This window comes from Microcoleus pseudofavosus SVA1_A4 (genome assembly GCF_036700565.1).
Lineage (GTDB): Bacteria > Cyanobacteriota > Cyanobacteriia > Cyanobacteriales > Microcoleaceae > Microcoleus.
In genome coordinates this window covers 1-20,063 of record NZ_JAUBPE010000069.1, presented here as the reverse complement: position 1 = coordinate 20,063, position 20,063 = coordinate 1, and the positions used below count along the sequence as shown (strand labels likewise).

Annotated in this window: 19 protein-coding genes; 12 read left to right on the top strand and 7 right to left on the bottom strand. The window is 46.1% G+C overall.

The window, feature by feature from the left end; genetic code table 11:
* Window positions 1-113: 113 nt before the first annotated feature.
* On the top strand, window positions 114-866 hold the full coding sequence (locus tag QUA02_RS24815; RefSeq protein ID WP_333031699.1) for a pre-peptidase C-terminal domain-containing protein: 753 nt from the start codon (window positions 114-116) through the stop codon (window positions 864-866).
* Between the two features lie 18 nt (window positions 867-884).
* On the opposite strand, the gene QUA02_RS24810 is transcribed toward QUA02_RS24815, so the two are convergent.
* Both QUA02_RS24810 and QUA02_RS24805 read right to left on the bottom strand, forming a co-directional pair.
* The gene (locus tag QUA02_RS24810; protein ID WP_333031698.1) at window positions 885-1,109 is read right to left on the bottom strand and encodes a YgiT-type zinc finger protein; all 225 of its coding nucleotides are present in this window, start codon (window positions 1,107-1,109) and stop codon (window positions 885-887) included.
* A complete protein-coding gene (locus QUA02_RS24805) occupies window positions 1,099-1,422 on the bottom strand; it encodes a DUF4258 domain-containing protein (RefSeq protein ID WP_333031697.1) in 324 nt (107 codons plus the stop codon). Before QUA02_RS24805 ends, QUA02_RS24810 begins: the two co-directional genes overlap by 11 nt.
* Before the next feature lie 108 nt (window positions 1,423-1,530).
* On the opposite strand from QUA02_RS24805, the gene QUA02_RS24800 reads away from it, so the two are divergent.
* Window positions 1,531-2,688: a tetratricopeptide repeat protein gene (locus QUA02_RS24800; protein ID WP_333031696.1), complete on the top strand. Its 1,158-nt coding sequence runs from the start codon at window positions 1,531-1,533 to the stop codon at window positions 2,686-2,688.
* 105 nt (window positions 2,689-2,793) lie between these two features.
* Here the strand turns inward: QUA02_RS24800 and QUA02_RS24795 are convergent, their stop codons facing one another.
* Complete coding sequence (locus QUA02_RS24795; RefSeq protein ID WP_333031695.1) at window positions 2,794-3,255, bottom strand: hypothetical protein; 462 nt, start codon at window positions 3,253-3,255, stop codon at window positions 2,794-2,796.
* Window positions 3,256-3,572: 317 nt separating this feature from the next.
* Between QUA02_RS24795 and QUA02_RS24790 the strand changes: the two genes are divergently transcribed.
* The 4 genes from QUA02_RS24790 to QUA02_RS24775 all read left to right on the top strand — a co-directional run bounded on the left by QUA02_RS24790 (window position 3,573) and on the right by QUA02_RS24775 (window position 5,621).
* The gene (locus QUA02_RS24790; RefSeq protein WP_333031694.1) at window positions 3,573-4,190 is read left to right on the top strand and encodes an esterase/lipase family protein; all 618 of its coding nucleotides are present in this window, start codon (window positions 3,573-3,575) and stop codon (window positions 4,188-4,190) included.
* A 2-nt stretch (window positions 4,191-4,192) separates the two neighbouring features.
* Window positions 4,193-4,804 (top strand): esterase/lipase family protein, encoded by a 612-nt coding sequence (locus tag QUA02_RS24785; protein ID WP_333031693.1) that lies wholly within the window; start codon window positions 4,193-4,195, stop codon window positions 4,802-4,804.
* 89 nt (window positions 4,805-4,893) lie between these two features.
* A complete protein-coding gene (locus tag QUA02_RS24780; protein ID WP_333031692.1) occupies window positions 4,894-5,166 on the top strand; it encodes a hypothetical protein in 273 nt (90 codons plus the stop codon).
* Between the two features lie 2 nt (window positions 5,167-5,168).
* Window positions 5,169-5,621 carry an HNH endonuclease gene (locus QUA02_RS24775; RefSeq protein ID WP_333031691.1) on the top strand — a complete coding sequence of 151 codons (453 nt, stop codon included), beginning with the start codon at window positions 5,169-5,171 and terminating at the stop codon, window positions 5,619-5,621.
* Window positions 5,622-5,756: 135 nt separating this feature from the next.
* Here QUA02_RS24775 and QUA02_RS24770 read toward each other — a convergent pair whose 3' ends face one another.
* The gene (locus QUA02_RS24770; protein ID WP_333031690.1) at window positions 5,757-6,188 is read right to left on the bottom strand and encodes a VOC family protein; all 432 of its coding nucleotides are present in this window, start codon (window positions 6,186-6,188) and stop codon (window positions 5,757-5,759) included.
* An 11-nt stretch (window positions 6,189-6,199) separates the two neighbouring features.
* Here QUA02_RS24770 and QUA02_RS24765 point away from each other — a divergent pair, with 11 nt between their 5' ends.
* Window positions 6,200-7,039, top strand: coding sequence for a DUF92 domain-containing protein (locus tag QUA02_RS24765; protein WP_333031689.1), 840 nt, complete (start codon window positions 6,200-6,202; stop codon window positions 7,037-7,039).
* 176 nt (window positions 7,040-7,215) lie between these two features.
* Here the strand turns inward: QUA02_RS24765 and hetR are convergent, their stop codons facing one another.
* The 3 genes from hetR to QUA02_RS24750 form a co-directional block, all read right to left on the bottom strand.
* A complete protein-coding gene (gene hetR, locus QUA02_RS24760) occupies window positions 7,216-8,121 on the bottom strand; it encodes a heterocyst differentiation master regulator HetR (protein WP_333031723.1) in 906 nt (301 codons plus the stop codon).
* Between the two features lie 995 nt (window positions 8,122-9,116).
* Window positions 9,117-9,332 carry a heterocyst-inhibiting protein PatX gene (gene patX / locus QUA02_RS24755; protein WP_333031688.1) on the bottom strand — a complete coding sequence of 72 codons (216 nt, stop codon included), beginning with the start codon at window positions 9,330-9,332 and terminating at the stop codon, window positions 9,117-9,119.
* A gap of 96 nt (window positions 9,333-9,428) precedes the next feature.
* Window positions 9,429-11,339, bottom strand: coding sequence for an FAD-dependent oxidoreductase (locus QUA02_RS24750; RefSeq protein WP_333031687.1), 1,911 nt, complete (start codon window positions 11,337-11,339; stop codon window positions 9,429-9,431).
* 329 nt (window positions 11,340-11,668) lie between these two features.
* Here QUA02_RS24750 and cysC point away from each other — a divergent pair, with 329 nt between their 5' ends.
* From cysC to QUA02_RS24725, 5 genes are all read left to right on the top strand, one after another.
* Window positions 11,669-12,193 (top strand): adenylyl-sulfate kinase, encoded by a 525-nt coding sequence (gene cysC / locus QUA02_RS24745; protein ID WP_333031686.1) that lies wholly within the window; start codon window positions 11,669-11,671, stop codon window positions 12,191-12,193.
* 37 nt (window positions 12,194-12,230) lie between these two features.
* Complete coding sequence (locus QUA02_RS24740) at window positions 12,231-13,823, top strand: polysaccharide biosynthesis/export family protein (protein WP_333031685.1); 1,593 nt, start codon at window positions 12,231-12,233, stop codon at window positions 13,821-13,823.
* Window positions 13,824-13,963: 140 nt separating this feature from the next.
* Window positions 13,964-16,291, top strand: coding sequence for a GumC family protein (locus tag QUA02_RS24735; protein WP_333031684.1), 2,328 nt, complete (start codon window positions 13,964-13,966; stop codon window positions 16,289-16,291).
* 277 nt (window positions 16,292-16,568) lie between these two features.
* On the top strand, window positions 16,569-17,936 hold the full coding sequence (locus QUA02_RS24730) for an NAD-dependent succinate-semialdehyde dehydrogenase (RefSeq protein ID WP_333031683.1): 1,368 nt from the start codon (window positions 16,569-16,571) through the stop codon (window positions 17,934-17,936).
* Window positions 17,937-18,095: 159 nt separating this feature from the next.
* Window positions 18,096-19,733: an acetolactate synthase large subunit gene (locus QUA02_RS24725; RefSeq protein WP_333031682.1), complete on the top strand. Its 1,638-nt coding sequence runs from the start codon at window positions 18,096-18,098 to the stop codon at window positions 19,731-19,733.
* The last annotated feature ends 330 nt before the right edge of the window (window positions 19,734-20,063 follow it).

Here is a 20,063-nt window from a genome sequence, read left to right as displayed (position 1 = left end):
GAACTCGTATCTACCTCTGCCTTCATCCGCGTTAATCTGCGTGCATCTGCGGTTAAAAAATAATAAAATACGATCGCTGCAAAAAGTTTCTACCAAAAACCGGAGAATAATTCATGAAAATGCGATCGCCCATCACCCTCCCCCTCACCATCTTCTCAGCAATTGTAACCGCCATCACACCAGCAGTCTTGGGCCAACCACAGCCACCAGCCAACGAAATCTACATCGATAAAAATTGCCACCGCAACCAGCAACTACCCCAACTTGAAAGATTTACTATCTTTAGCAGAAACGAGTTTACAACTAGCGGTCAAAACTATTTGTTCTACGCCGCCCGCTATCAAGATGGAGGCGTACTTCTCTGCATATCAAAACCAAATTTTAACCAACCCAAACCTTTAAATGAACAAAAAATCCAAGCCAATTTTATTGACAAAATAGCCCGAGACCCCAACAACAAAACAGCCTTTATCATCGCAGTCATAGAAGGAAATGGCCCCGAGGCCCCCGTGACAAATTACGGCTTAAATTTGAGCAATGTCGATCGACCAAAACTCACATCCCTTTCCATCCTACAGCAGCGGGGAACCCTCACAGACGGCGAATCCCGCCAACACACATTTCAAGGACGGGCAGGTCAATCTATTACGATCGACCTCAAAAGCAGAGCATTCGACCACAACATAACACTGTTCGACACCAGCGGCAAAAAGATTGCAGAAAAACAAGGTACTTCCAAAAATCAGCGAGAGTCAGAAATGACCGTAAAATTGCCCAATAACGGTACTTATAAAATAGTTGTTAACGGGCGCGATCGCACAAGCAAAGGTTCCTACAGCTTAAGCATTAATTCCAATCAACTTTAACTGAACTTTAACCAACCCCTAAGCAAATTCAAAAACAGATGTTTCAATCACCCTAGTCGGCTTTCTATCTTCCCAAATCATCTTCTGCAACTGTTCCACAGTTTCAGGCGAAAAAAATCGCTCTCCCGTTTCCAAACACACTCTAGCAGGAACATTTTCAATAATAATAAACTTACCATTGATTTCAAGGGTATAACTTACTTTTTGTTCCACCATTGTTTCTTGCCAAATATCATTGTTCATTTTGATTTATCCTTAACTTAAAATCCATCCAAATTTTCGGATCTGGTTCGTATAAAGTAATGATTTTTACCAAAGGACGAGATGGATAACTGCACTGAACGTGCAAAGGTCTATTGGCAATGGTGAAGCCGAAAATCAAACAGCTTGGGCCATATTTGTCATTCGGATACTCTTCGATAACTTCACCAGCCATTATTGCTTCCCGGAGTTCTTGTACCCTGATACGGCGAACTATGCTTTGGTTTGCTGCGTGTTGTGAAAGCTCAAAATCATTTTTTACAATTTTGACACGTATTTTTTCAATGATTGTCATAGTTTCATATCATATCTATAACTTAACACAAGAGCCAAAATTGTTAACCAGTAGCGGAACCAACCAAACATCAGCCAAGATAGAAACAACGCCATTCCCGCAAACGCCATGACAGACATCAACCAAATAGCCGCCGCCCTAGAGGGCAAAGACTACAAACAAGCCGCCCAACTCATCAAACAACTGCAAAAAGAATCCCCCGATAATCCGTGGGTGCAATACTACATCGCCCGCTACTACGAACTCACCAACAACCTCGAAAAAGCCCAAACAACCTATAAACAAATACTCCGCGACATCACCAACCCCAAAATCGTCTCCCAGACCCGCCAAGGTATTCAACGGATTGAAACCGCCCAACAAAACCTCCGCCAACAAGCCATAGAAACCGCCAAAAACGACCCCAGCAACCTCGAACCCGCGCTCCTCATCCTCGAACCCGTGAGTGCCGAAAACAAGCCCGCAGCCGTACAAAATATCAGCAGAATCTTCAAAATCGACGCCTACACAACTCGGATGCAAATTCAAAGCCGCGGCTGGAGACTCTACAAAACCGGCCCCATCGCCGAACTCCGAATTTACGGCAAAGAACTCCTCAACGCCGGCATTCCTGTATTTTGGGCAACCCTAGCCGATATTCAAAAAATCCAAATCTTCCGAGTGCAACACTTCCAATCTCTCTCTTCCCCAACCGTTGTTTGTAAAGATAACCTAAATAGACTCGGTGCGATCGAATTTAACTGGTCAGAAGTCAGCCAAAGAGTAGAAGGCTTATTACCCATGTTCATCGAAGTCATGGACTACTCGCCCAACCGAAGAACCGAGCAATTTCGCCACAGAGAAATCACCCAAGATTACGCTCAAATCTGTGACTTGCACATTCCCAGCAGAAACTGCATTCTGCGAATTTGCGACCAAAGTTACGAATTTCAAAAAGGAGTTGACTTCACCAAAACTTCTGCAGAGCTCCCCACTTCATCGAACCCAAAAAACAAAACATCCAGAGTCAAAAATTCCCAACAAATCCATCAAAGTACCACGAGAATTAACTGGAATCACTTACTGGAAATATTCGATCGCCAGTTTGACGTTACAGTTTGGTCAGAATTCACTTCCTTTGCCGAGACAGTGCTCGATTACACTAATATGTTGAGCAAGATCGAATCTCATATAGAAGTAGAGCGCAAATCCGAAACTCCTTGGGACTCAGCTTTTCAGCTATACAGCGGATTAGCCTTCCTCAGAAACCAAGAAAATAGGGAATAGAACAAAGAGTTAAAATTAAAAATGAGTAATGCCATTTTTTAAATTTTTAACGCCAGCATTTGGAGTTATCCCATGCCCAATTCCCTATTATCAATTCCCAATTTCCTACTTCGTTTTCACCTGACGGGCCATTTCCCGGAAATTGTTCATGCTGGGGCCGGGGCCACGACGAGTTGCATTTGATGTCGGCATTAAATTATTAGGAGCAAAAGTCCGATTCGGTTCAGGTTGACTCGGCACTTTCCCGTTAGTTGCTGCCGCTGCTGGTATCTTAGCGGGTTCCGCATTATTAGCAGGAACGCTAGCAACTGGTTCCTTTTCTTTCTTGGACTTTTTCTCTACCTTAGCCTTCTTCGCCGGTTCTGACTTCTCTGACTTCTCTGACTTAACAGGCTCAACTTTTGCAGGTGCGATCGCAGCAGTCTCAGCCTTCGCAGGCTCAACTTTAGCTGGTTCCTTCGCTCCAGATTCGCCCAAATCTAGGAAATATTCAGACTTTTTCAAGCCCAACAGTCTGCCGAAAAAGCCGAAAATACCGCCGAAGAAATTTTTGATAAAACCAAACATTACACTTACTCCTTTTGTTCTTTTAGAGAAATTTGTACGAGCTTGTCAACAAAGTTAGACTACGAGGTAAGGCAACCTTTGTCTACATTTATTCATCAAAATTTACATTTTGCTGTATCTAAGCTGCCTCATCAAAGCAAATTATAGGTATAAATACCAGCACTGCTTTGCACTTATTTACAAGTATCTCAGAATTTGTTAGCGATTCCCACTAATTGTCGATCGTACCTCGATCCGATTCGCTAGCTGTCCTAGTAGGGGTCAAACTCCCTAGGTGAGTAATCTATGCTGTAATCAGCAAGTAATTTTCTTTTCAAATGAACAGTTCGCTCGATCGCAATCCCGTCATCCTCATACACGGCATCTGGGACACAAAGATGATTTTCAGCCAAATGTCCGCCCGCCTCACCCAACTCGGATGGTCAGTCCACAGCCTCAACCTCACCCCCAACGACGGCAGCCTCGGCCTCGACTTACTGGCCAAGCAACTCGCAGACTACATCTCTGAAACCTTCGATCCAGAACAGCCTTTAGACATAGTAGGCTACAGCATGGGCGGCATCGTCAGCCGCTACTACGTCCAGCGACTCGGAGGAATCAACCGCGTACAGCGTTTCATCACCCTATCTTCCCCTCACCGCGGCACCCTCACCGCCTATTCCCTACGCCTACCAGGATACCTGGATATGCGCCCCAATAGTGGCTTGCTGCGCGATTTGAATCAAGATGCGACCGTACTCAAACGCATAAACTTTACATCAATGTGGACGCCATTTGACATAATGATTGTACCGTCGAACAGCTCCCAAATGCCAGTAGGTAAAGAAGTTAAAGTCAACGTTTTGCTGCACCGCCAAATGGTGACAGAACCCCAAAGCATTAACGCATTAGTTGAAGAACTCAAAGCACCTATTAACAATAAAATTCCTACTTAACAATGAATAGCAACTTCAGCCGCAATCCAGTCTTGCTAATTCACGGAATATTCATAAAATCGATAATTTTTTACAAAATGTCTGCCTATCTCACCCAACTCGGGTGGTCAGTCTACACCATCAATCTCTCGCCCCATTGGGGCAACGCCAGCATAGACGAATTAGCCCAACAAATAGCAGATTATATAGACAAAACCTTTGCGCCCGAACAGCATCTAGATATAGTAGGATTGAGCATGGGCGGTTTAGTAACTCGCTACTACCTGCAAAGGTTAGGCGGCATTAACCGAGTGCAGCGCTTTATTGCCATATCTTCTCCTCACAGCGGTACTTGGATGGCTTACACTCTCTGGGGAAAAGGCTGCATCCAAATGCGTCCGGGCAGTGCTTTTCTAGAAGATTTAAATCGAGATGCTGCCTTGTTGGAAAAGCTCAATTTTACTTCGATTTGGACAGATTGGGATTTCATCATCGTACCCGCTTCTAGTTCCCAAATATCTGCTGCCAAAGAAGTAAAATTGTCTGTTTTCGCCCATGTCATGATGGCGAGGCATTCCAGCAGTTTAAAAGCGGTCGCTGAAGCACTATCAGAACCCTTGAAAGTTCATAAATAGGTCAATTAAATGAAACTTAAAACGCTCTTTTTTATATCCCCGACTTCCTTCTGCTATAATCTTCATTGAAACCCATAAAATCAACAACTATGATCGTCCTGCCCAAACTGGAAAAGCTGCGAGATACTCTACCTATAGAAGGAGCTGTTCGCATTGAATTAGTGGAAGGAATACCCATTTTTCGAGCCTCCACCACTGTTAAAAATCGCATAGAAGAACTGTTGGAAAAACAGCAAGATTTGCCACTCAATCCCGAAGAAGAGCAGGAACTCAATCTTTACGAAGAAATCGACGATTACCTCAGTTTTGTCAATCGGACTGTCCGCAATCTTTTCTGGGGCCAGATTCAGCCTACAGTATAGAAATGTCCGCTCGCCGTCAAATTCCTGAAAATATCCAAAATCAAGTTCGTCAGAGAGCAGACTGTCTGTGCGAATATTGCCATGCTTCCGAACAATGGCAGTACGTAGAGTTTACGATCGAACACATCATTCCTCTCACTAAAAATGGAACTAACGATATTGACAATTTGGCACTAGCTTGCTTTCACTGCAACCGCAAAAAATCAGATAAAACTACAGCAATAGATACCCAGTCGGGTGTAGCAGTACCATTGTTTAATCCCAGACAAGATACCTGGAACGAACATTTTATTTGGTCGGCGGATGGATTATCAATAGTTGGTTTAACTACAATTGGACGAGCTACAGTTACAGCATTAGTCTTAAATCGAGAAAGAGTTATTAATATTCGTACTGCGGACAAAGCTATAGGGCGACATCCACCAGCAGGTGATTTGATTCAATCCGAAAGTTGATATGCTGTTGGGCATCTTGCATTGTATTTTTGGGGCGGGCGAGACGCCCACCCCACAGGACTTTTCTTAAACTTGACTATACAATTTAAATGCACTTCAGCTTATGCTGCAAATGGTTGTTATTTCGCGCAGCCATCAAACAGCGTCGCCAACTTCAGCGTATTCGCTGCGGCCAAAAATTGCTTCAGCTTCACAGTAATACTTGAACTCCAGTATATTGTGGAAAGGGTCTTCTAAGAAGAAAGTACGGTGCTCTGTAGGTAAACCGACAAATCGCCGTCTCGGTTCTTGATAGAAATTTAAGTTGTTTTGCTGGGCTTTTTCTAACAACCCTTCCCAGTCAGCCTCGGAAGTAAAAATTAACCCAAAATGCCGGGGATAGATGCCTCGCTGAGGCGTCAAAGGTTCGTGGTTGACGTGAGCGACAATTTGATGGCCGCACAGACCCATAATCGCAGAATTCGGCGATTCGCGACCTAGTTCGCAGCCCAGCCCGTCTACATAGAACGCTTTGGTTTGGGCAATATTGGTCACGGGGAAGGCAAGATGAAATAAGACTTGGTTCATGGAGGTACTAAATGCAGAATTCAGAATTGTTCTTTAATTATTTATCTTGGTCTAATCCTTGGTTGGTGGCGATCGCCCTAAATACAGTTTTACTCGCGATCGGCACCATTGCTCCTAAAAAATTGCTCACTCCCGCTGGCCAATTTCACGGCTGGGTATTGGGCGTCCTCATCTGGGGCTGTTTGGGATGGCAAGGCTATGCTGTGGTGATGTTTTACTTTCTTGTCGGATCGGGAGTTACCAGCATCGGCAAAGCCCAAAAAGAAGCAGAAGGCATAGCTGAAAAGCGTTCAGGCGCCAGAGGCCCAGAAAATGTCTGGGGATCGGCTTTAACTGCTACTCTTTGCGCTTTGGGAGTTTTGGCATTATCTATTTTAGCAGAGACAGGCAAGATGTCTATTTTAGGAGAGACAGGCAAGATGCCTGTGCCGCAAGATGCTATTTCCCTGTTATTGCTGGGTTACGCCGCCAGTTTTTGCACCAAACTTTCCGATACCTGCGCCAGCGAAGTCGGCAAAGCTTACGGTAAGCGGACTTTTTTGATTACCAGCTTGCAGCCTGTACCTAGGGGTACCGAAGGGGCTGTAAGTTTGGAAGGAACGATCGCGGGTATTGTCGGCTCAATTCTGATCGCACTCTTGAGTTGGGCTGTCGGTTTAATTGACTTGACAGGAATTGTTTTTTGTGTTATTGCAGCTTTTATTGCCACGAACATCGAGAGCGTGATCGGGGCGACGGTGCAATCAAAGTTTGAGTGGCTCACGAACGAGGTAGTAAATTTTTTCAATACACTCATAGGAGCGATCGCAGCGATCGTTTTAGCGGCGACCTGGAGAACTTTTTTAGCTTAGTTAATCCTGGACGCATTCGCGAGCCAAGAAACCGAGTTTTTTACGATAATTCAAGGCATTAACGCAGTATTTTTTGAAAAAAAAACCGATTTCTTCCTTCAGGGGTATTAGTTATTAGTTATTAATCATTAGTCTCCAGCAATCAACTCATGACTAATGATTAATAACTAATCGAACTAAGCGTCGTCTTGCGGCCCAAAAACCATTTGTACAATCATTGTCGGTTCGCCCCGCTTGTGATAGCGATCGGCCCAATTGCGAATAATTTCATCTAATTCCTCAAGGGCTTGGTCGAGCCGTTCCGGCGGAATATCCAAAGTTTCCATAATTCGCATCACTTTCGGTTGTTTGTCCGCCCAATCCTTCATCAGCCGGAAATATCTAGCCGTATCCTCAACCATAGTAAATGTCCGCTCTTCCTGCTCTGCCGGAGAGTAAGTAGCGCGGCTGAGGGCATAAAACGGCATTCCCCAAGGAGCATCAATGCGAGTAACTGTTCCCGAATAGATCAAGCGCCGCTTGATGTGTTCTGCTAAAGCTTCGCTCAAAGGCATTCGCCTTTCTGGAGGCATATCTTCTTGCGATCGCCTGTGCAGAAACTCGATCAACTCCATAAACTGAAAAGAATTGATCAGTTGAGCGTCAGGCGGATTAGGAGGTATCTTGCCTTCGAGATATTTTTTTTCATCCGCAGTCAAGCTGTTTCCAGGAATGCGAGGGCGTCCCGGAAGCCAAGCATACTGTTCCAGCCAGACATAAGGAAACTGAATTAAATATCTAGGTTCCTGGGAACCGAGCATTTTCAATAATTTTCCTTTAGTCAGAGCTTCCTGGACTTCCTCGACAATCACCTTCACCCGTTTAGGCTCAATGTGATGCAAGTGTCCGGTCATCCGCAGGTTGTTTTTCTCCTCAATATAGGTCATGTAAATAGCACACTTAGCCGCCGTTGCGGCCGCGTCTAGAAACGCCCCGTGCCTGTGCCCACTGGTTCTCATGGCGCTAAACGCCAGATATAGCATGATCTGATCCATTGCACTAGGGCTGAGGCTTTTGACCAGATCCAAAGAGTCATTTTTCATCACTATCCCCGAAATAGCCAAACTGGGAGGCATCTTGTCATCCTCCATTAAATTATTGCGAGAGCGCCAAATCAAGCATAGCCGACGGTCGCCCGAAAGCTTGCCAGCTACTCTAAATATTTAGGCGAGTTAATTTCCCTGAGTTCAATGGGGCATGGGCTTAAAGGCGATCGACACCGAATAAGTGGTTCTTATTGGCGAATTTAAGTCGAGTGCTGCACCCTCTGCACTCAGCGTTTACCTATATATAAGTTAGTTATCGCAGGTTAATTATAGTGCAGCCGTTGAAAATTAAACCCCACCTGTGGGGGGTCAAATGTAAATAAGTATTGCGATCGGAGGAATCTGAGGCGAGCAAAGCCGATCGGCTTTGCTCGTCGAAGCGAAAGATTATCTGTTATGTTTGAGGGGGAGAGGGGAATTTGGGGAGAGCCGAAGCGTTTTCAAGACAAAACCGCCACCTACTAGAGTCTATCTCTAGGTAGATGGCGGTTCCCGGTTTATATGCTAACATATATCACACAAAAAAATCTCCGCAAGACTGTCAACAAAAGTGCAGTTGCCGTTTAACCGCTTCTAAAAACCTACAGAAATCTGTAAATCAAACTTAGCAGTTTATGTTTAGCCTAGACTAAGTGTTATAAGCTTCCTGATTGCTCAGATTGGCCGAATCTTCCCAGTTAGAGACTGCCTTGATTAGCAGAGGACTTGAAATATTTGGTTTTTTGATGATTAGTTTGAGCAAGAGTGTGTTTCTGTGGTTTTCACGCCCAGTCACCTTTATTCTTCCCGCACTAATCAAGCGTTTCTCCAGTTTATAACGATTATTGCTTGCTTTCGTCAAAGTCTGAAAAATCAAGAGTTGTCTTGATTTTTAGGCTGCTGTTTTAAACCCGAAAAACTAGAATCCCAGAAAATCAGTTTGATAGATCGAAATCAACGGCCCGAACCAAGTCAGTTGCGGCACTCGCTGGCGTCCGATGCCCTTAGAAATCTTATAGCGGATGAGTAACATTAGGCTGGGTAAAACGTCTGCGTCCGCTGCCCCTCTCAGGACCGCGCTCGCCCTTTTGTTGAGTTTGGGCTGACAACATATATTGGGCGGTGGCAGTTTCGAGCATTTGAACTGGAGGTTCAAAAGCTTTAGCAGCGCTGGCACTCAAGGTAATGCCCAACAGGCTCAGTAAAGCAATTGCAGTGTAGGTTTGCATGGGTAGTATCCGTGTCAGTGTCTATTACCTGATACGGACTTGCCCCGATCGATCAGGATAGATTTCTGGCCAATTTTCGGATCTGTGCAAAAAACCTCACCCCTTCAATTTTACCGATCCCGCCAGCAGCCAAGCACCGGCAAAATTCAGTCTGCCCCATACTGTAAGAGGCTTTTCGGTTTCGCAACTCTGTAAAAATCTGTCGGTTTCCCAGTCCAAAGTCACGAGTTGCCAAGTTTGACCGGCTACGGATGCGGGACTTGTCAACGCGAGTGTCCAATCTTGTGCGCCGAGGCGATGGAAAATCCCCGAAAATTGGCTTTGGATATTTGCTGTTTTACTGCTTGGACTTAGGCAGAAACCGGGTGCAAACGTCAAGCTTCTGGGTTGAAATGCAGAACTTTCCTTGAGAAACCGGGTTTCTAGATCGCTTTTGCTTGAGTTGTGACACAAGCGCTTCTCTACCGACAAAGGACATTCGCCGCTAGCGGGATATGCTTGAGGTCGATCGAGATAATAGCGCTGCAGATCGAGCCAGTCCGATCGATCCGGTGTCAAATTAAATAAAGGAATAACCGCCGCCCTCGCCTCGGAATCTTGCAGCAAAGCTTCTTGCAAAACTCTGACCGGCAAATCCCGCGGCTGACATCCAGATTCCGCGCACAAAGCCGCAGCCATCCCCGCAGCCTGTCCGATGTTCATTACCGTCGGTTGCAAGCGAGTTGCACCGTTGGCGATGTGAGAAACGGAAATATTTTTTTCGCAGACTAGCAATCCGTCTGCACTCGCAGGAATTAGCGCGCTGTAAGGAATGGTAAACGGAGTTCCCGTCCAGCGGCCGCCCCAGCGAATAGATTTGGGCTGCAACGGAATGTCGCCACTGGTGTAGTGGTGGTCGTTGGCATAGTTGCCGATCGCAATTGTTTCACAAATGCCCTGATAATTTATCGGCAACTTCGCGACTCTTCCACCGACAACAGGCAAAATATCTTGTTCTGTGACTGTACTTATCCCTCGCAAGCGGCGACTTTCTCGGTAGTAAGGATGTAAGGCAAAGGAAGAAAGAAGGGGAGAATTTTGTTGATTTTCGATCTTTGAAATCGGGAAAATATTCTCTGCTAAGCCGTAGCGGGGGCCGAGTTGGGTTTGAATGAAGCGGGCGAAACTTTGAGTGTGCCACAGACTTTCTTGCAGGAATTCTTGTCGAGATGCTTCAGATTTAATGAGTCGATCGACCCCTTCACCATAATCATTACCTCGAATCGGCCAATTAATCATCAACAATCCGCCCGGAAGTCGGCCGTAATTGAGAAATTGTTCGGGAGTGTAACCGTCCCAAGCACCGATAAATCGATCGGGATTGTCAACAGGCGGCGCGGGAATTTCAGGCGCCACAGCACCCTCACCAAAATCCTGCATGATTGCCACCCAAGTCGGAGCTTGCACCGAATACCGCTCTGTGAGATGATTGGGAGCGATCGGCGCGCTGGGTTCTCCCCACTCGGCTTGGAATTCCCAACCCCAGCGGTGCCCAACTTCCGCTAAAGCCAGCAAATCTCCCAATTCCGTTGCATCCAAAGTGATTTTGGCCGACACCGTAAAATCGGCAAACCGAACGCCAGAAATGCGAGATCCTTCCACTAGCACATCTTGAGCAATTTGTCCAGAAATCCACTGCAAGTTCGGCAAAAATTTAACCCAATCAGCAAAAATTTCAGCACCGATGCGGGGATCGCAAGTAAAAAAACTTACCCAGCCCCAATCCAAACCTCCCGGCTGTCGCTGTTGGAGTTCCCGGAGAAACGCGCCCCACAAACCGGTTTGAAAAGCTGCTAATTCATTGCCATCGGGGGCAGAAACACCAGCCGAAGTCAGCATTCCTCCCAGCCAGGGGAATTCGCTGACTAAAATAGTTTTGGCACCTCGGCGGGCTGCTTGCACGGCCGCAGCGGTGCCGCCGGTGCCGCCACCCACTACCAAAACATCTGCTTTCAAAACGGAAGACATAGGCAATACCATTTGAGATTTTAGGTTTTAGATTGCGAAAGGCTCAGTCAGGCGATCGGTGCGCTACGGATAGATGTTCGGCGTTGGTTATCCCGCATAGAATGTAAGGTGCACGGCCCGGCGCATCCTACGGATTTTAAGATTAGCTATTTCTCATCTTCCCTCTTCCTCTGTGTCCTCTGCGTCCTCTGCGGTTAATAAAAAAATTAGTTATTGTGAAAGTCAGAGCGCATCTCAAATCAGAATGAATCAGAAAATGGGGAACCGCGACAGTAAAATAATAAGTCGCGTAATTTCCCCACTATTCACTACTAACCAAGCAATTGAAAATGGAAAAAGGTTTTATTTTGTGGTTCACCGGGCTGAGCGGTTCCGGCAAGACAACTATCACCAAAGCTCTCGAACCTGAATTGAAGGCAAGAGGCTGCAAAGTTGAAATATTGGATGGAGATGTAGTTCGCACCAACTTGTCAAAAGGTTTGGGATTTAGCCAAGAAGACCGAGATACTAATATTCGGCGGATTGGATTTGTAGCGAACCTACTGAGCCGCAATGGAGTTGTGGCAATTACGGCAGCTATTAGCCCCTACAGAGCAATTCGCGACGAAATTAGAGCAATCGAGCCAAATTTTGTTGAAGTATATGTCACAGCGCCATTAGAAGTGTGCGAAGGTCGCGATGTCAAAGGGCTCTACGCTAAGGCGAGAGCAGGAGAAATTAAGGGTTTTACGGGAATTGACGATCCTTATGAAGAACCGCTCAATCCTGAGATTATTTGTTACACAGAGCGAGAAAGTGTGGAAGATAGTGTTAAAAAAGTTCTGAGGAAGTTAGAAGAGTTGGGTTACATTTGAGGTTGGCGGGGTTGGAACAGGATAGGGGCAAAAATCGATGGTGGTGAAAAACTATTCAAAACTCAATACTGTCAAAGGTTTAATTGTCAAAGGTTTAACAGTGTCAGTGCTGGCGGCGGCGGGTTCATCTCCGGCGGCGGCCCAGTTTATGCCTCCTCCTCCTCCTCCTGGTGATGCGGGTTCTCCTGTTCCCGTACCCGTGCCCGCAGTTCCGGGATTTCCGGCGGTTCCGGCAAGTGCACCTTCAAGTGTCCGATCGGAAGTTTACACTTTGGGCGCGGGCGATCGCATTCAAATGGACATCTTCAACGTCCCGGAATACAGCGGGCCCAACGGTCAACACCAAGTACAGGCAGACGGTTCCCTGAGTTTGCCGTTAATTGGCAGCCTTTCGGTGGCAGGAATGACCTTAGAACAAGCTTCTAATGTTGTGAAAGAGCGATACGGCAAATACCTCAAACGTCCTTGGATTACCCTAAAACTGCTGGCGCCGCGTCCTTTGCAAATTGCGATCGCGGGCGAAATCAACCGCCCCGGAGCCTATACAATATCCTCAGCAGCGGGTCCCGGAGGCACAGCAGAGCAAATGGGAACTCAAATGCCAACGATATCGCGAGCTCTGCGAATGGCCGGCGGAATTACGCAGTCAGCAGACGTGCGGCAAATCAAAATCCGCCGCCCCCAGCGCAACGCACCGGAACAAATTATTAGTGTGGATTTGTGGGAATTATTGCAAAACGGCGATTTGCGGGCCGATATGACTTTGCGCGACGGCGATACTATATTTATTCCTACTGTAACTAGCCTCAACCGCCAAGAAGCACCGACTTTAGCCGTAGCTAATATTACCGGACAAAGCACTCAACCAATTAATATTGCTGTGGTGGGCGAAGTAACTCGTCCCGGTACTTATACTCTGGCAAGAGATGTTCAAAGTAGGGTACAAGAGAATGAAATGGGTGCAGATTCTGGTTTGTTTGCTGCTAGAGAAACTCCCGGCTCAGGGGAAACTGTTTTGCAGCAAACTGTAACGAGAGCAATTAAAATGGCGGGCGGCATTACGCCGGTAGCTGATATCAGACAAATACAAGTTCGCCGCCTGACGCGGGCGGGTACAGAACAAATTATTAATGTGAATTTGTGGCAACTTTTGGAAGGGGGAGATGTATCCCAAGATTTAGCGCTGCAACAGGGAGATACGGTAATCGTTCCCAAAGCCGAAAATCTCGATGCAGCCGAAGGCTCACAAGTGGCTAATTCTAATTTTTCACCGGATACGATTAAGGTAAGTCTTGTGGGAGAAGTCGTGAAACCGGGAGCTTTTGCGCTCTTGCCCAACACTACTTTAAATCAAGCGCTAGTAGCAGCGGGAGGGTTTAATAAAGGGCGGGCAGAAATGGATTCGGTGGATTTAATTCGCCTCAATCCTAACGGCACTGTTTCGCGCCTAACTGTTAAGGTTAATTTTTCCGCAACAGCCAATGAGGAAACTAATCCCCAACTGCAAAATAATGATGTAATCATGGTAAGGCGATCGGGCCGCGCTGCGTTCTCGGATAATGTAGGCGGGACTCTCGCTCCTTTAAGCCCGCTGTTAGGAATATTTCGGTTGTTCGATATTTTTCGGTGATTTGAATAGACTGGCATTAAGACCTCAGAAACCCGCTTTATAAAAAAAGGCGGTTTGGCAATCAAACATTTAGGAATCAACCGATTTCCTGAAACTGCGCCACAATACAGACGTTTAAACAAATAAGTTGTAGAAATCAAATGAAACCAGGGAAAAAATCTCAATTAGCACTGTTTAATAACAATAAAAAAATCGTTGAGCAGCAAAAAAAATCTTCTTTACTGTATGAAGAAGATCAATTTTTATACAGGGACAAAACAGAAGAAGAAGAGTTAAGTTTTTGGGAAGTTTGCCGCAGTCGCTCCATCTTAGTCATCGGCGTAGCAGCGGCAGTGACCACCGGGGTTTTCGCCTGGACGCTGAATCAAAAAAGCGAGTACGAAGGGCGCTTTCAATTATTAGTAGAACCCGCAGTTACGCAAAATGCTTTAGCGAAAGTCTACTCCGGCGAACTGAAACTGCAACCAGCAGCCCCCGCGACGCCAGAAAATCCAGGTTTTGACTACGAATCGCAAATACAAGTTTTGCAAAGCCCGCAAGTAATGTCGCCGATTATTAAACAGTTGCAGGCTAAATATCCAGAAATAAATTACAACTACCTTTTGAACCAAAAAGCAGATAATCTGCCGTTTTCTGAGCAGACAAGGCTGTCAATTAATCGCTTCAAAAATACCAAAATTATCGAAGTTAAATATCGGGATTATGACCCGAAAAAAATTCAGTTTGTTTTGGAAAAAGTTGCACTAGGCTACCGCAACTATAGCGTGCAAGATACCAGAACTCAAATTAGTCAGAGTCTGGATTTTGTGAAATCGCAAATTCCCAACCAGCAAAAGCGCCAACAAGCTCTGCAAACCGAAATTCAAAAGTTGCGGCAGCAGTACAATTTCATCGATCCACAAATTCAAACCCAACAACTCGCGCAGCAAATCAGCCAACTTCAAGCGCAAAGATTGGACGCGCAAACGCAGCTCAACCAGCAGAGATTCCTCTATTCCAATCTGCAAAATCAGCTTGGATTAAACCAGCAGCAAGCGCTGATGGCCTCGGCTCTGAGTCAAGCTCCCCGCTATCAAGCGATGCTGACTCAATTGCAGCAATTAGAAGGGCAAGTTGCGATTAACTCGGCTACGTTTACAGACCAAAGTCCGCAACTGCAACTGTTGCGAGAACAGCGCAAAAACCTGATTCCTTTGTTGAAGAAAGAAGCCCAACAGGTTCTGGGAACTGATTTGGCTAAGGTAAATTCGCAAGTGCTGGCTTTTCAAGATCCGGTGCGGATTAAGTTAATCGAGGAGTTTATCGGTACTGCTAATTCTATTCAAGTTTTGGGGGTGCGGAATCAAGTTTTGGAACAAGCTGCTAAGCAGTTGAATCAATATTCTCAAGGATTCCCGGTGATTTTGCGGCGCTATGGGGATTTGCAACGGGAGGCGGAGTTGACTAACAGTACGCTGAATAGTTTGCTGGCAAAACAGCAAGCTTTGCAGCTTGAAGCTGTGGGCAAAAAAGAGGTGGCTTGGGAAGTTATTGCTAAACCGGAAATTCCGCGCTACAAAAATGGCGAGTTGATGGCTGTTGCTCCGATTATGCCTTTGAATTTGGCTTTGGGGGGATTGGCTGGTTTGCTGTTCGGTATGCTGGCGGCGCAGTTGGCGGAACGGTTTAATAATAAAACGGTGTTGCAGACTCCAGAGGATGTCAAACAGTCGATTCGGCTGCCTTTGTTGGGGGTAATTCCTGCTAGCGATAAAATTTTGAGGCTTCCTCCTGCTGAGACAACTTCGGTGGATGTGGCAAGTTCGCCGGTGCCGACGGATGCTTTTCAAGAGGCTTTTCGATCGCTCAATGCTAATATTCGCTTACTAAACGTTGATAGTCCGATTAATTCTTGTGTAATTACTTCTTGTCAAGTAGCTGACGGCAAGTCTACTGTAGCCGTAAATCTGGCGCGGGCGGCGGCGGCAATGGGCCAGCAAGTGCTGTTGGTGGATGCGGATTTGCGGAGGCCGCAGGTGCACGAAATGCTGGGTTTGCCGAACTGGCAAGGCTTGCACAATGCGATCGCGGATGATGTGGATGTGGAACAGTTAATTTTGCGATCGCCCCGCGATGAAAATTTGTTTGTGTTAACATCGGGGCCGGTTCCTCTCGATCCGACAAAGGTGCTTTCTTCTCGAAAAATGCAGCATTTAATGGCAGCTTTGGCAAGTCATTTTGACTTAGTTATTTACGATACTGCGCCGCTTTTGGGTTTGGCGGATGCGAATTTGTTGGCGGCTCACACTAACGGATTGATGCTGGTAGTGGGGCTGAATCAAACTGAGCGGGAGGCGCTGTTGTTGGCTTTTGAAGATTTGAAAATGGCGGGGATTCCGCTGTTGGGAATGGTGGCGAATAAGGATAAAGGCAGCAGGTATTACTATCAGTCTTACGTGCAGAATTACATCGAGGAAAAATCTGTTTGATGCGGTGAGGGCTGAGTTTAATGAGTAAGGTGTGCAGTGCGCACCCTACCTTGAGAATCCTCCAAGCAAGATAAAGACGAATTTTCTTAAGATTTGCGATCGACATATTGGACTATAATCAAAAATTGAGAGTTTTAAGAAAATTGCGACACTTGCAAATTGACAAGACTTGAAAACGTGGCCGACAAATTCCGATTTTGTAATACCTTGATACAACTCCCCGCCTAGCTTGAAAACTAGAAGGGAGTTTTGTGTTTTTCACGCAGGAGATAAAACAATGGCTATTGCTACTATCAACCCGGCAACGGGAGAAACGCTGAAAACTTTCGAGCCGATCGCGGATGAGGCAATAGAAGCTAAGCTGGAATTAGCACAGCAAGCTTTTAACAAATACCGCAGACTGCCCTTTGAGCAGCGAGCTCTGTGGATGCAGAAAGCTGCGGACATTTTGGAGCGCGATCGCCAAATTTACGCCCAAATGATGACCTTGGAAATGGGCAAAACGCTCAAATCTGCGATCGGCGAAGTGGAAAAATGCGCCTTAGTTTGCCGCTACTACGCCAAAAATGCTGCTCAATTTATGGCAGACGTGCCGGCAACCACCGACGCTAGCAGCAGCTTTGTCCGCTACCAACCGCTGGGCGCTATTTTGGCCGTCATGCCCTGGAATTTCCCATTTTGGCAAGTTTTCCGGTTTGCAGCGCCGGCGCTGATGGCGGGCAATGTAGGCTTGCTCAAACACGCTTCCAACGTACCGCAGTGTGCTTTGAAAATAGAGGAAATTTTCACGGAAGCGGGCTTTCCCGAAGGTGTTTTTCAAACATTGTTAGTGGGATCGGACAAGGTAGCTAATATAGTTGCGGACGATCGCATCAAAGCAGCAACTCTCACCGGTAGCGAATCAGCGGGTGAAAGTTTGGCAGCAAATGCGGGCAAAAATTTGAAAAAAGTAGTGCTGGAATTGGGAGGAAGCGATCCATTTATTGTGATGTCCAGTGCCGATTTAGCAGCAGCTTTATCAACTGCTGTCACATCGCGGATGCTGAATAACGGTCAATCTTGCGTCGCCGCTAAACGCTTTATTTTAGCAGAAGAAATTGCGGACGAATTCATCAAAGGATTTGTGGAAAAATTCGAGCAATTAAAAGTAGGCGATCCGATGTTGCCCGAAACCGATATCGGCCCTTTGGCTACCCCCACAATTCTCAAAGACTTGGACAATCAAGTGCAAGCTTGCATCCAATCGGGAGCAAAACTTCTGACAGGCGGCCGCCCATTGTCAGAGAAAGCGGGCAATTTCTACTTGCCAACTATTCTGGCAGACATTCCTCCGGATGCAGCGGCGCGTCAAGAAGAGTTTTTTGGCCCCGTAGCTTTAGTATTCCGGGTTGCAGGCATCGATGAGGCGATCGCCCTCGCCAACAGTACATCCTTTGGCTTGGGTGCGACGGCTTGGACTACAGTAAGCTCAGAAGGCGATCGGTTTATTTCCGAACTAGAAGCCGGCGCCGTATTCATCAACGGTTTAGTAAAATCCGATCCGAGATTGCCCTTCGGCGGCATCAAACGCTCCGGTTACGGACGCGAATTGAGCATCCAAGGAATCCACGAATTTGTTAACATTAAAACAGTCTGGGTAAAATAATATCCCACTCTATCAACAGCTCGCAAAAATCTCAATTAATCTGTATTGATTGTGGCACGGGCGTCCCGCCCGTGAATCATCGGTTAAAAAATCAAAATTAGTATTTTTGCGAGCTGTTGAAAAAGAGAACAAATCCCCATTAATCGAGAAAAAACAGAAATGAACACAGCTCAACTACTGGTCAAATGTTTAGAAAACGAAGGCGTGGAATACGTCTTCGGACTTCCCGGAGAAGAAAATCTAGAAGTTCTAGAAGCCCTGAGAAACTCTTCAATTAAATTTATTACTACTCGCCACGAACAAGGCGCTGCTTTCATGGCCGACGTTTACGGTCGCCTCACAGGCAAAGCCGGCGTTTGCTTGTCCACCTTGGGCCCTGGCGCAACTAACTTAATGACAGGCGTTGCTGACGCCAACTTAGACGGTGCTCCTCTAGTAGCAATTACCGGACAAGTCGGCACAGATAGAATGCACATAGAATCGCACCAATATTTAGATTTGGTCGCCATGTTTGCGCCAGTTACTAAGTGGAATGCTCAAATTGTCCGACCCAGTACGACGGCAGAAATTGTCCGCAAAGCCTTTAAAGTAGCTCAAAGCGAAAAGCCGGGAGCAGTTCACATTGACTTGCCAGAAAACATCGCAGCAATGCCTGTGGAAGGAAATCCGCTCACAAAAGACAACCGAGAAAAAACTTTTGGTGCTTACCAAAGTCTTAATAAAGCTGCTGTCGCAATTTCCAAGGCAAAAAGTCCTTTGCTTCTAGTAGGAAATGGCACTATTCGGGCTAACGCCAGCGATGCTTTGACAGAATTTGCTACTCGATTAAATATTCCCGTAGCTAATACTTTCATGGGCAAAGGCGTCATTCCTTACACTCATCCTTTGGCACTTTGGACGACGGGATTGCAAAAACGGGATTACATTAGCTGTGCTTTTGAAGAAACGGATTTAGTGATTGCTGTTGGCTACGATTTGATTGAATATTCCCCGAAAAAGTGGAATCCTGACGGCAAAATTCCGATTATTCACGTTGGAGCTCTGCCCGCAGAAATTGACAGCAGTTACATTCCTACTGTAGAAGTTGTGGGGGATATTTCTGATTCGCTAAATGAAATTTTGCAGCGTGCCGATCGCATGGAGAAAACAGACCCTTTTGCTAAGCAATTGCGGGCGGATATTCGCGCTGGGTACGAACAATATGCAGCCGACGACGGTTTCCCGATCAAGCCACAAAAACTCATTTACGATTTGCGGCAAGTCCTGGGCCCGGAAGATATTCTTATCTCTGATGTGGGAGCTCACAAAATGTGGATCGCGCGGCACTATCATTGCGATCGCCCGAATACCTGTTTGATTTCCAACGGATTTGCGGCGATGGGAATTGCGATTCCGGGTGCGGTGGCTGCAAAACTCGTTTATCCCGATCGCAAAGTAGTAGCAGCCACCGGAGACGGCGGTTTTATGATGAATTGCCAAGAGTTAGAAACTGCTTTGCGCGTCGGTACTAATTTTGTTACTCTCATCTTTAATGACGGCGGTTACGGGTTAATTGAATGGAAGCAGCAAGATTATTTTGGTCATTCAGATTTCATCAAATTTGGCAATCCCGACTTTGTAAAATTTGCCGAAAGTATGGGTTTAAAAGGCTATCGAGTTGAATCTGCAACTGATTTAATTCCGATTCTGAAAGAAGCCCTTGCTCAAGATGTTCCTTGCGTGATTGACTGTCCGGTAGACTACCGGGAAAATGCGCGTTTCAGTCAATTATCTGGGGATATGAGTTGCAATTTGTAAGTTAGAAATTAGGAAACGGCACTGCCATAAATCAGGATACGGCAGTGCCGTTTCCCTACAATTAACCTGTCGATGGATTATTTTGGGGTAGGGACACGGCAATGCCGTTTCCTCCATCGGCGTGTTGTTGGTGGTTATATTCTTAGAGTGCGATTCCCTACGGGATAGCTGCGCTCGCGCGTACTTTTCGACAAGTTGGGATGTAAGGGCGATCGCTAAACTTGTCAGGTAATTATGGTAATTTAAAAGTTAGTAGGACTTACGCATTGACAAAAAACATCATCTATGAATTCTAGATAATGAGATCACTGTTAAGGTTGGCAAAAATAT

Coding starts and splice junctions, on each gene's coding strand:
- QUA02_RS24815 (WP_333031699.1), top strand. CDS start 114: ATGAAAATGCGATCGCCCATCACCCTCCCCCTCACCATCTTCTCAGCA.
- QUA02_RS24810 (WP_333031698.1), bottom strand. CDS start 1,109: ATGAACAATGATATTTGGCAAGAAACAATGGTGGAACAAAAAGTAAGT.
- QUA02_RS24805 (WP_333031697.1), bottom strand. CDS start 1,422: ATGACAATCATTGAAAAAATACGTGTCAAAATTGTAAAAAATGATTTT.
- QUA02_RS24800 (WP_333031696.1), top strand. CDS start 1,531: ATGACAGACATCAACCAAATAGCCGCCGCCCTAGAGGGCAAAGACTAC.
- QUA02_RS24795 (WP_333031695.1), bottom strand. CDS start 3,255: ATGTTTGGTTTTATCAAAAATTTCTTCGGCGGTATTTTCGGCTTTTTC.
- QUA02_RS24790 (WP_333031694.1), top strand. CDS start 3,573: ATGAACAGTTCGCTCGATCGCAATCCCGTCATCCTCATACACGGCATC.
- QUA02_RS24785 (WP_333031693.1), top strand. CDS start 4,193: ATGAATAGCAACTTCAGCCGCAATCCAGTCTTGCTAATTCACGGAATA.
- QUA02_RS24780 (WP_333031692.1), top strand. CDS start 4,894: ATGATCGTCCTGCCCAAACTGGAAAAGCTGCGAGATACTCTACCTATA.
- QUA02_RS24775 (WP_333031691.1), top strand. CDS start 5,169: ATGTCCGCTCGCCGTCAAATTCCTGAAAATATCCAAAATCAAGTTCGT.
- QUA02_RS24770 (WP_333031690.1), bottom strand. CDS start 6,188: ATGAACCAAGTCTTATTTCATCTTGCCTTCCCCGTGACCAATATTGCC.
- QUA02_RS24765 (WP_333031689.1), top strand. CDS start 6,200: ATGCAGAATTCAGAATTGTTCTTTAATTATTTATCTTGGTCTAATCCT.
- hetR (WP_333031723.1), bottom strand. CDS start 8,121: ATGAAAAATGACTCTTTGGATCTGGTCAAAAGCCTCAGCCCTAGTGCA.
- patX (WP_333031688.1), bottom strand. CDS start 9,332: ATGCAAACCTACACTGCAATTGCTTTACTGAGCCTGTTGGGCATTACC.
- QUA02_RS24750 (WP_333031687.1), bottom strand. CDS start 11,339: ATGTCTTCCGTTTTGAAAGCAGATGTTTTGGTAGTGGGTGGCGGCACC.
- cysC (WP_333031686.1), top strand. CDS start 11,669: ATGGAAAAAGGTTTTATTTTGTGGTTCACCGGGCTGAGCGGTTCCGGC.
- QUA02_RS24740 (WP_333031685.1), top strand. CDS start 12,231: ATGGTGGTGAAAAACTATTCAAAACTCAATACTGTCAAAGGTTTAATT.
- QUA02_RS24735 (WP_333031684.1), top strand. CDS start 13,964: ATGAAACCAGGGAAAAAATCTCAATTAGCACTGTTTAATAACAATAAA.
- QUA02_RS24730 (WP_333031683.1), top strand. CDS start 16,569: ATGGCTATTGCTACTATCAACCCGGCAACGGGAGAAACGCTGAAAACT.
- QUA02_RS24725 (WP_333031682.1), top strand. CDS start 18,096: ATGAACACAGCTCAACTACTGGTCAAATGTTTAGAAAACGAAGGCGTG.